Annotated in this window: 12 protein-coding genes; 5 read left to right on the plus strand and 7 right to left on the minus strand. The window is 54.5% G+C overall.

Going from position 1 to position 14,149, the window contains the following annotated elements; translation table 11 throughout:
- Positions 1–15 precede the first annotated feature (15 nt).
- Positions 16–540: a hypothetical protein gene (locus RC85_RS10485; protein ID WP_068262180.1), complete on the plus strand. Its 525-nt coding sequence runs from the start codon at positions 16–18 to the stop codon at positions 538–540.
- A gap of 515 nt (positions 541–1,055) precedes the next feature.
- On the opposite strand, the gene RC85_RS10490 is transcribed toward RC85_RS10485, so the two are convergent.
- Positions 1,056–3,296 carry a mechanosensitive ion channel domain-containing protein gene (locus tag RC85_RS10490; protein WP_068262181.1) on the minus strand — a complete coding sequence of 747 codons (2,241 nt, stop codon included), beginning with the start codon at positions 3,294–3,296 and terminating at the stop codon, positions 1,056–1,058.
- 170 nt (positions 3,297–3,466) lie between these two features.
- Between RC85_RS10490 and RC85_RS28445 the strand changes: the two genes are divergently transcribed.
- Positions 3,467–3,697 carry a hypothetical protein gene (locus tag RC85_RS28445; RefSeq protein ID WP_068262182.1) on the plus strand — a complete coding sequence of 77 codons (231 nt, stop codon included), beginning with the start codon at positions 3,467–3,469 and terminating at the stop codon, positions 3,695–3,697.
- A 25-nt stretch (positions 3,698–3,722) separates the two neighbouring features.
- On the opposite strand, the gene RC85_RS10500 is transcribed toward RC85_RS28445, so the two are convergent.
- From RC85_RS10500 to RC85_RS10515, 4 genes are all read right to left on the minus strand, one after another.
- A complete protein-coding gene (locus RC85_RS10500; protein ID WP_068262183.1) occupies positions 3,723–5,372 on the minus strand; it encodes an AAA family ATPase in 1,650 nt (549 codons plus the stop codon).
- A gap of 310 nt (positions 5,373–5,682) precedes the next feature.
- On the minus strand, positions 5,683–6,570 hold the full coding sequence (locus RC85_RS10505) for a cobalamin-binding protein (protein WP_068262190.1): 888 nt from the start codon (positions 6,568–6,570) through the stop codon (positions 5,683–5,685).
- A gap of 38 nt (positions 6,571–6,608) precedes the next feature.
- Positions 6,609–7,163, minus strand: a complete 555-nt coding sequence (locus tag RC85_RS10510; protein ID WP_068262193.1) for a DUF6036 family nucleotidyltransferase — start codon at positions 7,161–7,163, stop codon at positions 6,609–6,611.
- Positions 7,160–7,396, minus strand: coding sequence for a hypothetical protein (locus RC85_RS10515; protein ID WP_068262197.1), 237 nt, complete (start codon positions 7,394–7,396; stop codon positions 7,160–7,162). The genes RC85_RS10510 and RC85_RS10515 overlap by 4 nt, the downstream gene beginning before the upstream one ends.
- Before the next feature lie 86 nt (positions 7,397–7,482).
- Between RC85_RS10515 and RC85_RS10520 the strand changes: the two genes are divergently transcribed.
- Positions 7,483–7,788: a hypothetical protein gene (locus tag RC85_RS10520; RefSeq protein ID WP_068262200.1), complete on the plus strand. Its 306-nt coding sequence runs from the start codon at positions 7,483–7,485 to the stop codon at positions 7,786–7,788.
- Positions 7,789–8,180: 392 nt separating this feature from the next.
- On the opposite strand, the gene RC85_RS28450 is transcribed toward RC85_RS10520, so the two are convergent.
- The gene (locus RC85_RS28450; RefSeq protein WP_238383118.1) at positions 8,181–8,360 is read right to left on the minus strand and encodes a hypothetical protein; all 180 of its coding nucleotides are present in this window, start codon (positions 8,358–8,360) and stop codon (positions 8,181–8,183) included.
- Positions 8,361–8,649: 289 nt separating this feature from the next.
- Between RC85_RS28450 and RC85_RS10535 the strand changes: the two genes are divergently transcribed.
- The gene (locus RC85_RS10535; RefSeq protein WP_068262206.1) at positions 8,650–11,724 is read left to right on the plus strand and encodes a glycosyl hydrolase; all 3,075 of its coding nucleotides are present in this window, start codon (positions 8,650–8,652) and stop codon (positions 11,722–11,724) included.
- 752 nt (positions 11,725–12,476) lie between these two features.
- Positions 12,477–12,857 carry a GxxExxY protein gene (locus RC85_RS10540; RefSeq protein WP_068262207.1) on the plus strand — a complete coding sequence of 127 codons (381 nt, stop codon included), beginning with the start codon at positions 12,477–12,479 and terminating at the stop codon, positions 12,855–12,857.
- 325 nt (positions 12,858–13,182) lie between these two features.
- Here RC85_RS10540 and RC85_RS10545 read toward each other — a convergent pair whose 3' ends face one another.
- A complete protein-coding gene (locus RC85_RS10545; RefSeq protein ID WP_068262209.1) occupies positions 13,183–14,079 on the minus strand; it encodes a PfkB family carbohydrate kinase in 897 nt (298 codons plus the stop codon).
- Positions 14,080–14,149 lie beyond the last annotated feature (70 nt).

Raw genomic sequence — 14,149 nt, forward strand, 5'->3', positions numbered from 1 at the left:
GATGAAAAATCTCAAATGACAAAGAACATTGGTCCCATGATCGCCGCTTCCGCCCGTTTGGGGCTCGGATACGCGGAGCGACTGCTCGGTGATGTGCCCGCCGAAAAGTTCGGAGCCTTCGCAAAAGTCGGTAACGGCCAGATCAAATCAAACCATCCCGCATTCGTGTGTGGCCACTTGAGTCTGTATGCGCCGAAGATTTTGGCCGACCTGGGCCAAGACGCCTCCGCAATCGGGCCGCCGGAATCCTACGACGCGTTGTTCTCTAAAGACGCGACTTGCCAAGACGATTCCGATCAAAAGCTGTATCCGTCGGCCGATGAGCTACGTCGCGTTCTGATTGAAGGCTACACCGCGGTCGCCGACGCATTGGAACAGTCCGACGACACTATTTTCCTGACGGAGAATTCCAACGAAGTCATGCGCAAGAAGTTTCCAACCACCGGAGCCATGCACGGCTTTTACGTTGGCGGTCACTTCATGATTCACATGGGCCAAATCAGTGCTTGGCGTCGAGCCATCGGCATGGGGCCGGCGTAGCAATGAAGTGCAACTGACAGTTTGCAGCCCGCACCGTTGGAGTCCAGGCTTTAGCCGCTCATACTCACACGTGATGCTCTCGCGATTCCACCTGTGAGTAAGAGCGTCTGAAGAGAGCGTCGGAACAACAACTGGCGTAGCGAAACTCGCCAAGAGTTTCGGCAACTCGACAAACCGAAAGTCTTGGCGACTTTCGCTACCAATTGTCCCGCCATTTATTGTTCCGACTGTCCTAACGACAGCTCGGTGCCGGGTGCGTCAGCACCCGGATACGAAGCAAAAAACAACCCTCTCAGCCTCGATCGATCGGCGGCAAAGCCGCCGATCGATCGAGGCTGAGACAAACATGGGGGCGGCATGATCCGGGTGCTGCGCACCCGGCAAAGGGCTTTCACCGCTCCGCGGCTAGATTGGCTGGGTAGCGCAGCATTGATAACGTTTCTAGGCTAGACTTTCTGTAAAGCCTGGACCCCAGCAAACTCAGTCATCTTCTGCAAACCGTTTGGTGCATTTCCTCATCCCGCCGCTCGCGGCTTGGTCTTGCCGCCTTGTACCTCACGGCGGGATCTTGCCCGGTCCCTGACTTGTGTCAGGGGAATCGTGTTGGGCGCGTCTTCTGCAGCCGCGACCATGTGAAGTTCAATCGGCGTGGACGATGACAATTGCATGTCCGGACGCGGTAGTTCAATCGATACGCCGTGTTCTCGGAAGATGCGATCAATCGAAAGTCGGACCAACGTTTCGCAGTCCCTGCGCTGAGTGACCGATCGCACGCTCAGCCAAAAATTGACCTCGAACTCTAGCGACTCTTCCCCAAACTCGTTGAACCACACAAACGGTTCAGGTTCCGAATGAACGCCCGGCGTCCCGATCGCCGCCTGTTTCAACAGAGACATCACATGGTCCAGCGATGACCCGTAGGCGACCTGAATCTTGATCGATGTACGAAGTCGATCATCAAGCCGCGTTAGGTTCACGACATTGTTTTCCAGGAACTTGCTGTTGGGAACGATGATGTCCAAGTTGTCACCCGTACGGACCTGCGTGCTGCGAGCGCCGATTTGAGTCACGGTGCCGTGCGTATCATCAATCAGGATCAAGTCTCCCACCTTGATCGGTCGCTCGACCAATAGAATCAGACCGCTGATGAAGTTATTGAGGATGTTCTGGCTTCCAAATCCAACGCCGATCGCGACTGCACCACCCAAGAATGTGAATACCGTCAACGGCACGTTGGCGTATCGCAGCGACGTCATTCCAAACGCGATCACGAGTGCATAAAACGACAGCGACTCGATTGCATGGGCGGCAGCAGGGTTAACGCCAAGTTTTGGAAGACGCCTAGCGATCAAGCCGCTAATCAATCCAGCGGCGAAGTACCCAAAGATGATGAACAGCAAACTGCTAAGCACTCGACCGACGGTCAGCGATGTGTCTTCGATTCGGGTCAGTTCGTAATTCCAGCATCGCCGAATCGCCGCCCAACCGTCGGCCGCCCATTCCTGCAGGCTGCGCGATGGGCCGCCTTCCAACTCGAATTGCAAACGCGTTAGCGCTCGTCTGCCGCTATCGATCCCGATGATGGCTCGGTTGTGCAGATCACTCTGCTGGCTAAGCGAATCGGTCATTCGCGTCAGCCACTGATGAATTTCCTCGCTCTGTAAATCCTGTTCTTGCGTCTGGGTTGTGGCCGATGCCAATGCCGACGTTGTTTCTCGCAAAGCCAATTCACGCGACCGACGTTCTCGATCGAACTGCTCGATCTGTTCATTTGTTTCGACCAACCAAGCCTGTCTATCTGGGCGAGTGGATTGGCCGGTGACCAAGTGATATCGCCGAAGCCAGTACTGACGCATGATCGGCAAACGCACGATCCGCTGGTGGTTGACGCCGCCGGCGATGCGAAGCGTTTCCAGAGCAGTCTTTAATGCGTCAACTTCCGCGACCAGTTCTGCGGTTGGTGACGCAGTCGTGCCAAGCTTTTGCCGAGCGTCCATCCAAAGCCGCTCGGCTGTTTGAATGTCGGACTGAATTGAGTCTGCCTTCTGGCGAATCTCGGTTTCTCGTGAATCGAGTTGTTTGGTTTTCGCGTCGATCGTTTCTTTGTTGAAAACGACCGACGGGGAGATTAAATCTCGTTTGCCTTTTAGGAAACGCGATTCCAGACGGTTGATCGAGTATTCGGTCTGCCGGGTCGCAAGTTCTTGTCTTCGCAGGATCAGTGTTTCCTGAGCCAATCGCAGTTCGGACTCCGCTGTCCTGATTAGGTTTGCAAAAAGAGCGGAATCAGATTCGCTGATTTGGTTGATGGATCGCTGTCGATCCGCCACATCACCACTGGCGCGTTCGACCGCGCCGCGTGCTGACAGCAGTGACTCTTCGAGCGATTCGCGTTTCACTTCGTTGCGGGTGATTGAATCGGTCAGTCGATCAAAAAGCAAGATCGAATAGGGCGGCGATTCATCGATCTGACCTTGATCGAGCCTGCTTAGATCCAGTTGCAACTGAGTTTGTTGAGTCTGTAGATCTTTCAACACCACATTGGCCGATTGCTGATGAGCCATCGTGACATTGATCAGCCGAAGTAGATGCAGTTGATCAGGATTCCTTTGGAAACCAGCGACGGCAGACTGGGCTGCGATCAGGTCCGCATTGCCGTTAACCAGGCCGTCGGTCATCGAGTCCGCAGCAACATCCGAGCTGCCCACACAGAAGCCAAATGCTAAAAATAGCAAAGCGAAGAAAACTGCGGGCATCCCATCGACCTTTATTTGATGACGCTTCCGTCGTGCGTCCGCGGCGGCAGACCTCCCGTGGCCCGATCCTTCGCTCCCAAATAGGGGATACTTTTAATCTGCCCAGGAAGTCAAGCGAGAGATGAGGCTTTTAAAGCGATTGAAGACCAGTTTGGTGCAGAGATCTCGTTGTGACGGCTAGCCAGCGATTCTTTGATCGAGCCGAGTTTTCTGAAAATGGGCAAAACGATGAAGGGGAAAAACGATGGTGCGCAGTCTTCTTCTGGCTCTACCATCCGCGCACCATCGTTTTGCCCCTTCATCGTTTTGCCCAAAAGTTGATCGCTAACCCGGCAACGCTTCACGAGCGCCAGGCTTTATGTTGGTTATTCAGCCAAACGAAAATCCATCGCAAGCCCTGACCCCGGCGAAGCCACTCCCCATATTTCAAAATGGTACGTCGGGATCGTCGTTGGGTGTTGCCAGCGTACGCTGAGCCTCGTCGATTCGGCTTTGCAAGTCGGCGGACTTCGAGAGCAGTTCTTGATGATGTTCGGCAAGCGTTTGCAAGTTCGCTTTCAAACGTGACGCCTCTTCGTCAAGGTGTTCTTCGTCGGCGCGGCGGTAATTGGCAAAGCACGCGTTGAGGGATTGGATTTCCTCGCGGGAGGCGTCGAGCCGTTCCAGGTCTGAAACGATTTCCGCGACCATGAAGGCCATTTTTAGATGGCCGCCTGCGTCGCCGGGCAGGGGACGATCGTCTTGGATTCCTGACCACGCAGACGCAAGCGGATCGTCTTGCTCGTCACCGAAATAACCGGCCGCTTCGCGCTCGGCATGCTTGCGATCCATCTCGGCATTGAATTCGGCATACTCGCGCTGTTGCTCTTCCCAAGCTTCACGCGTCTCGTGAATCGAAAAAGCGAACTCGTCGTCCAGGTCCAAGTGATGTCCGTCTAGGCTGGTGAATCCGACGCCGAACAATCCGTCCGCCATCATTTCGCAAATCGGGCAATCGCAATCGGCAATGTGTTGCTCGGTCTGAACCGCGTCGATGCCCTCGATCGTCACGCCCGCCCCACGCGGAACCCGCCGCCGACCACATTCGATCATGAATCTCGGTGGCGAACCGCCTTCAAAAGGGCTTTCGTGCCATTCGTCACGGACGCCACGCAAAAAGCCAACCAATTCATTTGCGGCATCGTCACGGTTGGCTCGCGTTGAAGTTCCCTGCTCGCTTTCACACCAAAACCAAGCCGCACCGATCAGTTCGCGACAAAGATCGAAGTACAGAATCATTTCTTGGCTACCCATCGGCGCGGTTTCAAAACCGTCCCAATCATCCGGCGCGGCGACCATCGGTCCGCCGTCTTCAAACCGCATCCGCTGACCCCACGTCACTTGATCGCTCCAATCCTGCGCCCCGTGCAGCAACTCACGCGGCGTCCGCCCGTCCAAATCTTCTCGCGGCGTCATCAACCAATCGCGATGAACCGAAATCGTGAACGGATAGCGGGCCTGTTGCTCGCCGGACGCCTCACTCTCTTTCCACGCATCGGTTTGCACCGTTTGCAGAACTCGCGCGGCGATGTCGGCAAGCAACGCGTCGCCAAACAGTACTTCGCGATCGACATACGGTTTGTTGATCGGCGTCTGGCGAGGATCGTTGACCGCATCGGGCGAAACGCCTTCACGTAATTCCCACCACGGCGGCAAATGGACACTCAGCGGACAATGCTGCTTGCCCGATTCGTCTTTGCTCATCGCAAACGCCGCATCGCGCCCCACCGGCATGAAGTCGCCACCGATCAAGACACGTTTGTCACAAAAGTCGACGACAACGAAGGCTTCCGCTGAAAGCAAGCGGTTCATCGCATCACCCGAATCCGTTTGTTCGAGCGGCACACAGCTGACGAATTCACAAACCGCCGGCGTTCGATAGCGAGGCCAAACGCCCATCGCTTCCGCCCAATCGCCCGGATCTTCGGAAGCCAAAGCAATCAGAGTCGTCGCGGTATCAACATTAAGATTGTTCGCCACTTGCCACCCGGACGAATCAATAACGACCACCGCGACCGCACCGTTTTCCTGGTCCATTTTCTCACTCCTTCTGTGTTCGCTGAAAGGCCTTCCATTAAATGTAACGAATCGCATTGAGCGAAGTGGAAACACTTGAAGATAAAAAACGGGCAGGAAGTTGCTATTTGGCCTTTGGTTGCCTCGCGTTAGGCCTCAGCTCAAGATTCGTTTTTCCCGCCCGGTCCTAGCCACCAAGCTCCTAACCACCAAGCTCCGAATCATCGTCAGTCGCCTCGCCACGAGAAACCAGCCACGCCCAACCAAACCGTGAACCCCGCAAAGCTGGCCGCGGTGATCAGGATCGCCATCGTTGGCAAATCTGGTTTGGTCATGTCAGCGGGGCCGCTGGTTGATAGCGACCGATCAGATCGCTCAAGATCTCAAGACTGTCGACCAGTCGCGGACCAGGCCGGCTGAAGAACGCTGAACCATCGACGATGTGAACCTGGTCATTTCGCACGCAAGCCAGCGACGACCAACCGGGATACGATTCCAAGATCGGCAAATCCTGCCGTGTTCGCTCGACCGTGAACCCACAACACGCGATGACCAGCATTTCCGGATCCGCTTCGACAATCTGTTCCCAAGCCACCGTCGTCGATCGCTGACCGGCAACACCGATCACTTCACGTCCACCCGCCATCTCGACAAGCTCGGGACTCCAGTGCCCCGCGCTAAACGGCGGGTCGATCCATTCGAGCAACATCATCGAAGGCCGGTGCGAAAGCGATTCGCGACGCTCGATCACTGCATCGACACGAGCCTTCAGCCGGGCGACCACCTCGGCCGCGTGACCTTCGATGCCAACCGCCGACCCGACGGCTCGGATGCAATCGAACACTTCTTCCAAACAAGTCGGTTCCAGGTTGATCACGCGCGTCGATCCGGGCAGCGAACAAGCCGCCTCGTTGACCTCTTTCTCAGCCACCGCACAAACGTCGCACAACGCCTGCGTTACGATCAACTCCGGTGCAATCCGCTGTAACGTATCCATGTCGAGCGAATACAACGCCTTCTCCGTCTTCAACCGTTCTCGTACCAACGCGTCAATTTCCGCACTGGTCGCATCGTGCGGGATCAACGTCCGAGTCACCTTGGGTAGCGTTTCCACCCCGGCCGGAAAATCACATTCATGCGTCACGCCGACCAACTGTTCACGCAGCCCCAACGAGCAGATGATTTCGGTCGCGCTGGGCAATAGAGAAACAATTCGCATTGGTTAGATTTCAATCAAACAAGTGAAAGCATCGACATTCATTCGGTGGACTCCAACGCCAGTGCCCATAATTTTTCAAGCTCATCGGTAACGCCAAGCGTCTCTGCCCACTCGTCGAGATGCTTTCGATCAAGCGTTTTGTGGTTCGCCACAATTATGCCCAAGACGTCGTCGTTGTCTTTGCGCCGCGACCAAATGAGTTTTTGCAGGATGACGTCTTCGGCGGTTGGAAGCCACACCTCATCGCCCGCAAGGGTCACCTTCCGGCGGCGGTCAAAACGCGCTCGATCGAACGGCTGGTCGGTCAGCCGAAACAGCTCGATCCGAAACGGAGTCCCTTCGATGTGAATTTCGTTTTTGATTGATCCGCCGAAAGATTCAAACGAAAGTTGCGGGTCGAACTTGAATTCGCCGCCAAGCGATTTCGCGAGCGAGAAAACGTCCAGATCAGCCGTCCCAATCACAAAGTCCGCGTCGGTGGTTGAACGTGGGAACGAGTAATACATGCTTGAGAACGAACCGACGAGCATGTAGTCCAATCCCGCCTCATTCAGTGCGGCAATGAGTCGCGATACTGCTTGTTGAAGATTCACGGGCTGGATGGTCCCCGGTTTTGCATGCGACGCATCAACTCGATGCGTTCGGCCAACAGTCGTTTGACCGTCGCCTCATCGGCAAGCGGATGGTGGTCGCGAATCCCATCTTCAACCACTCGAAACGCCACTTCCGATTGCTCCATGCCTGCCAGCACGCGTTGCTCGGGCGATATGCTGTTAGCCTGCATGACGCGAGATCGAATCGGATCAAACGAGGATGCTGAGGTCATCTTGTTTGTGTAAAACGGGTTAGCAAAGGTGAGATACGAAGAGAGATTGACATTTCCATAGTTTACCAAAAATTCCCGAGAGCGTGATGGACCAAAAAGCGGCGATCATGATCGTCATCGAACATTTCGGCAACGTCGCCCCCGGCACGAAGTGTTCGGCGGTGTTCTTTGACAAACACAGGATCGCTCGCGAGAAAGATTTCTACGCGAAACTGTACAGCGAGAACGGCGTTCATGACCTCGAAGTCCTGCGAGCGATGGTCGCCGCCAACGTGCCCGACGATCCGTATTGGTTGGTCTCGCTAAAAACCGGCGATGGTGCCACGGCCGAGACCACGCGTCTGCACCGAGTCGACGACCGAACGGGAAAAATCATCCCTGATCCGGCGTAGTGGTTCCTGCGGTAGTGAACGAGTCCAACAGTCCCATGCAGCACGCCAACCGAGTCGTCCATCAGATCCCACTCCGTCGTGCCGATTTCTTCCTTCCGCTTTTCAATTGCTGCGTAAATTCTCTGCCGATCTCGGTCGGTCAACTCGGTCTTCGTTTGGGTCGATCACAGTCGGCTCCGTTACGATGGGTGAACTTGATTGTGGGAAATCTAAACGGGACGAAGGAACGGTCCTGAAACAAGTTCCGTATTTGGCGAAGTCCTTCGTAGCTGGGCCCGCCAGGGTTCAGTCGGGTACAGCTAGTAGTGAACTGAACCCTGGCGGGACCAGCTACGGGAAAACCGGGAAGTTATTTCGGGACAGTTCCTAAAAAGAACAACTCTCGGTGAACGCTACCAAGTGGTCGGCTTGGGACTCACGATTTGATCAGCACTCGTCTGGTTCTGGAACAGTTTGGTGATGGCAAAAGCTGGATGGGCAAAGAATGAAAATACAGGAGAAACCAATGAAGAACGGGTTTCCATTTTTTGCCAAATTCCGATCTTCCATTCCCGGTAATTGGTGGCGTTCACCGAGAAGTGTCCTAAAAGGTCTCGCTGTGAACCAATTAGACGCATTTCAGAAAAGCCATGCGGTGATCGTGAAACGCCGGATTGAAATACCTGTGTATCATGTGCGTGCACGATGGATGATTGGGAATCAGGCGGTATCAATGCTAACCGCGGGAAACGCTGTGAATTCAAATCGCTTCCCATCGTGCGTTGGGGCATTCGGAATATGCAGGCGGGCATTTGCTTGAATCAAAGTCCCTTTTGGAGATCTTTCACTGACCATGAATTAGCGTTTTAGAAAGCAAATCACGTGTCCCTGGATGAACCCGCATTTTATCGCAGCCTAAGAAATCTTGTTGGCTTAAGTTCTCGCAGTGAAAAAGCGAAGTCGATAAAACGGCCCACGTATCGGCCACGCATCCAGAACCTTGAACAGCGAGTCGTCATGGATGCATCGCTGGCCATTCAAGACGACATCCATCGTGCCGACACGCTGCCCGACACCACTGCGATCCTGACTGGAACGTCGGAACTGCATCTGACCGGAACCGGCGATCCGATCGCGGGAAGCGTCGTCCACCTGAACTCGCCCGATTCCTGGGTGTTCTTCAACAGCATCCGACCATCGGCGGTCGCGGCAACGCTGCTGGACCAAATCCAGGTCAATGGTGCCGCCGCGGTTCTTGATGACAACGTTCGCGTGGTGCAACATGGTTTAGGTGCGGTGGTGATTCCGCACGCTCCCGACTTCACGCCTTTGGAAGTGTTCACCGATAGCGACTTTGGTGGATCGTCGCTGCAAGTCAGCCAGTACACGCAGTACAACAACGTGTCGCTGGGCAGCTTCAACAACACAATCAGTTCTTTCACTCTGAAACGTGGCTACACCGCAACCGTAGCTGTGAATTCAAACGGCACCGGAGCCAGCCGCAACTACGTTGCGCAGGACGGCGATCTAAACATCAACCTCTTGCCGGATGATTTGGATGATGGCATCAGTTTCATTCGAGTCTTTCCGTGGCGATGGGTGACCAAGAAAGGTATCGCCGGTGACATTGGTCAGCAGTTGGATACGCAGTGGTGGTACAACTGGAACATCAACCACGAATCAAGCTTGGATCAGGAATACGTCGCGATTCGCCACGTGCGATGGTGGCCTGGACTGGAACAGGATTGGCAGGCACGCGGCGTTAACCATTTGCTCGGCTACAACGAACCCGACAGTCCTGGCCAAGCAGACATCGAAGTGGTCGATGCGTTGTGGTCTTGGCCAGACTTGTTAAGTACCGGTTTGCGACTGGGCGCGCCTGCGGTCACCGACGGCGGGTTGGACTGGCTGTACGAATTTCTCGACGGTGCCGAAGCCCAAGGGATGCGGGTCGACTTCATTCCCGTTCACTATTACCGCAGTCGCGATCCGGCAGATCCCGTCGGTGCCGCGACTCAGTTCTACAATTTCCTAGAACGCATTCACGATCGGACTGGGTTGCCGATTTGGGTGACGGAATGGAACAACGGTGCAGACTGGACGACTCACGACGATCCCACCTGGGATCAGCAAGCTGCCGCGGTTGCCGAAATGGTGCAGATGCTTGAAGACGCACCCTTTGTCGAACGTTACGCACCGTTCAACTGGGTCGAACGGACACGGCGATTCCAGTGGGACGATCCATTGGGAACCTTGTTGCCAGCAGGCGAAATCTATCGCGATACGGCTTCGCAAATTTCATACAGGCAAGCCCTGCCGGACCCCGGAACGGACCCCAACGCCGCCTATTCGTTCGATGATGTTGCACTGGACGAATCCGGTTACGGTCATCCGATCCTGCAATCAGGTGCGAACACGTTTGTGGAAGGCAAACACGGTTCAGCGATTCAACTGGATGGGCAAGATGACTTCTTGCAACTCTCGCCTGCCCTGGGTGACGGTGAAGACTTCACGTTCAGCACATGGGTCAATTGGGATGGCGGTGCCGCAGGTCAACGAATTTTTGACCTCGGAATAACCAATAGCGAATCGCTTTACTTGACTCCTCGATCGCCCAGCGGAAACCTTCAGTTCACGATCCGAGATGGCGGCAACATTCAACAACTCAACGCACCGGTACTGTCACCGGGCGTTTGGACGCACGTGGCGGTGACGCTTTCCGGGAACACCGGCAAACTGTTCGTCAATGGCGAAGTCGTGGCGACGAACAACTCGATGACTCTGAATCCATCGCAGATCAATTCGCCCGAAAACTATCTGGGCAAGAGCCAAGCATCTTGGAATCCGTTGTTCTCTGGATCGCTGGATGAAACCAAGTTCTTTGATCGGGCGCTCAGTTCTGAAGAGCTGTTCATTGAGCTTTCCGACGGACTGGATTTCAGCGACGCGCCGACCTCTTATCCAACACAATTGGTTCGCGATGGTGCTCGCCATGTCGCCGAAGGTCCGCGTTTGGGTGACGATCGCGATCGTGAACGCGATGGGACGGCGACTTCATCCGCCAACGGCGACGGCAGCGACGAAGATGGCGTAACGTTTGGAGTTATCGATGTCGGTAACCCGTTGGGTGGAATCAATATCGACCTGCAAGACGCATCCCAAGCTTACGTGGATGCGTGGATCGATTTTGACGGAAATGGTTCGTGGGATTTTGACGAACAGGTTTTAACGAGCGAGTCGGTGCGGAGTGGATTGCAGACCTTCAACTACACCATTCCCGCTGACGTTGTCGCCGGCGAAACGTTTGCTCGCGTGCGTGTCAGTTCTGCTGGTAACCTGGGCGTGACCGGTTTGGCGGCCGATGGCGAAGTCGAGGATTATGCGGTCACCATCACCGCAGGTCGGGCTCCGGCGGTGGAGCGTGTCGAGATCAACGGCGGGGAATCTCAACGAAGTGCTCTGACGCAAATCGAAGTCATGTTTGACGCCAAAGTCATTGCAGCCGACGAAGCGTTTTCGATTGTGGATCAGGATTCAGGTGCCGTCCTGGATGGTCTGAACGTCGATTCCTTATTGGTCGACGGCCGGACTGTCAGTGTGTTGACGTTTGCTGCGTCAAGCAATCTCGTCAGCCCGAATCCGGTCGGCGGATACTTCACACTACTCGATGCGAGTTACCGACTAGAAATTGATCGCTCAAAAATTGCATCCGTCGGCGGCGGTGTGAACCTGGCCAGCGACGTTTCGTACGGCACAAAGGCGACGGATAGTTTCTTCCGCAAGTACGGCGACTTCAGCGGCGATAACCAGGTAGGCCTAACCGATTTCGCAGCTTTCCGTGGCGCATTCGGTCTGCAAGCCGGTGACGGCGGATACGAACCAAGCCTAGATTCAAACGGCGACGCAATCATCGGCCTGACCGACTTCGCCGCCTTCCGTAGCGCATTCGGAACCTGATCCAAGCACCAGTTTTCTGGACGAGAAGCGTCGTGATGGTAGGCCCTGTGGAGTTCCACGACACACGGCATCAATAAAGCAAGCCGCGCGCAACACGCAGCTCTACGTGGCATCGACCAAATCAAAACGCAAAGTCGCCAGGCCGCAAAGCCGCAAAGAAGTTTTAACTCCAAAACCTTTGCGACCTAGCGTCTCCGCGTCTTTGCGTTGAAACCGTCCACCATCGCCACCCCGATTTCCGCTCAACGAATCGAACGCAAAGTCGCCAGGCCGCAAAGCCGCAAAGAAGATTTAATTCCAAAACCTTTGCGACCTTGCGTCTCCGCGTCTTTGCGTTGAAACCTTCCACTATCGCCCCTCGATTTCCGCTCAACGAATCGAACGCAAAGTCGCCAGGCCGCAAAGACGCAAAGAAGTTTTAACTCCAAAACCTTTGCGACCTAGCGTCTCCGCGTCTTTGCGTTGAAACCTTCCACTATCGCCCCTCGATTTCCGCTCAACGAATCGAACGCAAAGTCGCCAGGCCGCGAAGACGCAAAGAAGATTTAATTCCAAAACCTTTGCGACCTAGCGTCTCCGCGTCTTTGCGTTGAAACCTTCCACTATCGCCCCTCGATTTCCGCTCAACGAATCGAACGCAAAGCCGCCAGGCCGCAAAGAAGATTTATTTCCGAAAAAACTCTGCGTTTGTTAGTTGGTGATTTCGCGTTCAATCATTAGACAGCCACTCACTTCTAACCTGGGTTCAACTAATGAATGAAAACGAAATCAGCAAGATCATTGTTACTGCCACGATTGAAGTACACCGGACGCTTGGTGGGCCAGGACTGCTTGAATCCGTCTACGAGGAAGCGTTGGCCTACGAACTACAGCAAGCAGGATGCGACGTCCAGCGACAATCGCAATCTCCTATTCATTACAAAGGTGTTACGCTCGCCACGCCGCTGCGTATCGACTTGCTGGTCAATGATTTGGTCATCGTCGAATGTAAAGCGGTCGCTCAATACAATGCGATTTTTGCTACCCAAGTCCTGACCTACCTACGACTACGCAACTTGAAACTTGGCTTAATCGTCAACTTCGGCGAGAAGTTGGTCAAAGATGGCATTCATCGGGTAGTGAACAATCTATAAATCGGGATCTAGGAATAGAAACGCAAAGTCGCCAGGCCGCGAAGACGCAAAGAAGATTTCATTCCAAAACCTTTGCGACCTAGCGTCTCCGCGTCTTCGCGTTGAAACTTTCCACAACCCACCCTCGATTTTCGCTCAATGAATCGAACGCAAAGTCGCTAGGCCGCAAAGCCGCAAAGAAGATTTAATTCCAAAACCTTTGCGACCTAGCGTCTCCGCGTCTTTGCGTTGAAATCTTCCACAACCCACTCTCGATGTCTTCTCAATGAATCGAACGCAAAGTCGCCAGGCCGCGAAGACGCAAAGAAGAATTAATTCCGAAAATCTACGAATCAAGATGGTAGAAGTCTCGGTCATTGGTGGTTGCTCCGCCAAGTGAGCACACTCGCGATGCAAACCCGACCGCTTTGTGAAGTAATTCGTGGGGCTCAACTTCGCGAACCAGTCCGGCGATGGTGGCGGCAGCGAATGCATCGCCAGCTCCCACGGTATCGACCATTTTGGGTGGCTTGGGTGCCGGCGCATGGATGACGGATTCATCGCTAATCAGGTAGGCACCGCTGGAACCGGCCGTCACCAAAACATGATCGATGTTGTAGTGCGATCTAAGTTCGTTGGCACCGCGAGTGATCGCTGCTTCGTCTTCGCAGGAATCTAGCGATGTTAGTTCAGGGAGTTCTTCGTCACTCAGTTTCACCCACGTCGCGCCGCCAATCAAAATCTCTAAGTCTGATTCTTTGAACCACGGCCGTCGAATGTTGACGTCAACGAAACGGGGCAAGTTGGCGTGGTTGATCAGATTGGTGATGGAACGTTTGGAGACCTCTCCACGAAAGGCCAGCGATCCGAGATACAGGATTGAATGCTTGTCTGCGAACGTCTTGGCGTCTTCGATGGCGATGAAGTCAAACGCAACGGGATGAACGATGTCGTAAGAAGGTTGTCCATCGTTGAACGTGACAGCGACTTGGCCGGTGGGAAAATCAACCGTTGCCAGTCCGGCGACATCCATTCCCCAGTCTCGCATTCGATCGCGGATTTGTTTTCCTTCGGCGTCATCGCCCACTGCTGACAAGAACAGGCTTTCCACGCCCAGTCCTTGCAGATCCCAGGCGACGTTGAACGGAGCACCGCCGAGGATTTTCTTTCCGTCGGGGAAATGATCCAGCAGCACTTCACCAATAATCAGGGGCGGTTTCGACGACGATAGGGTCGGATTCATGTTGATGAAGGTGTCTTGCGGAACGGTTTTTTGTAAATCTTGCTCTCTATCCTGTTCATTTTAGCGATTT

Source organism: Rubripirellula obstinata, from assembly GCF_001642955.1.
GTDB lineage: Bacteria > Planctomycetota > Planctomycetia > Pirellulales > Pirellulaceae > Rubripirellula > Rubripirellula obstinata.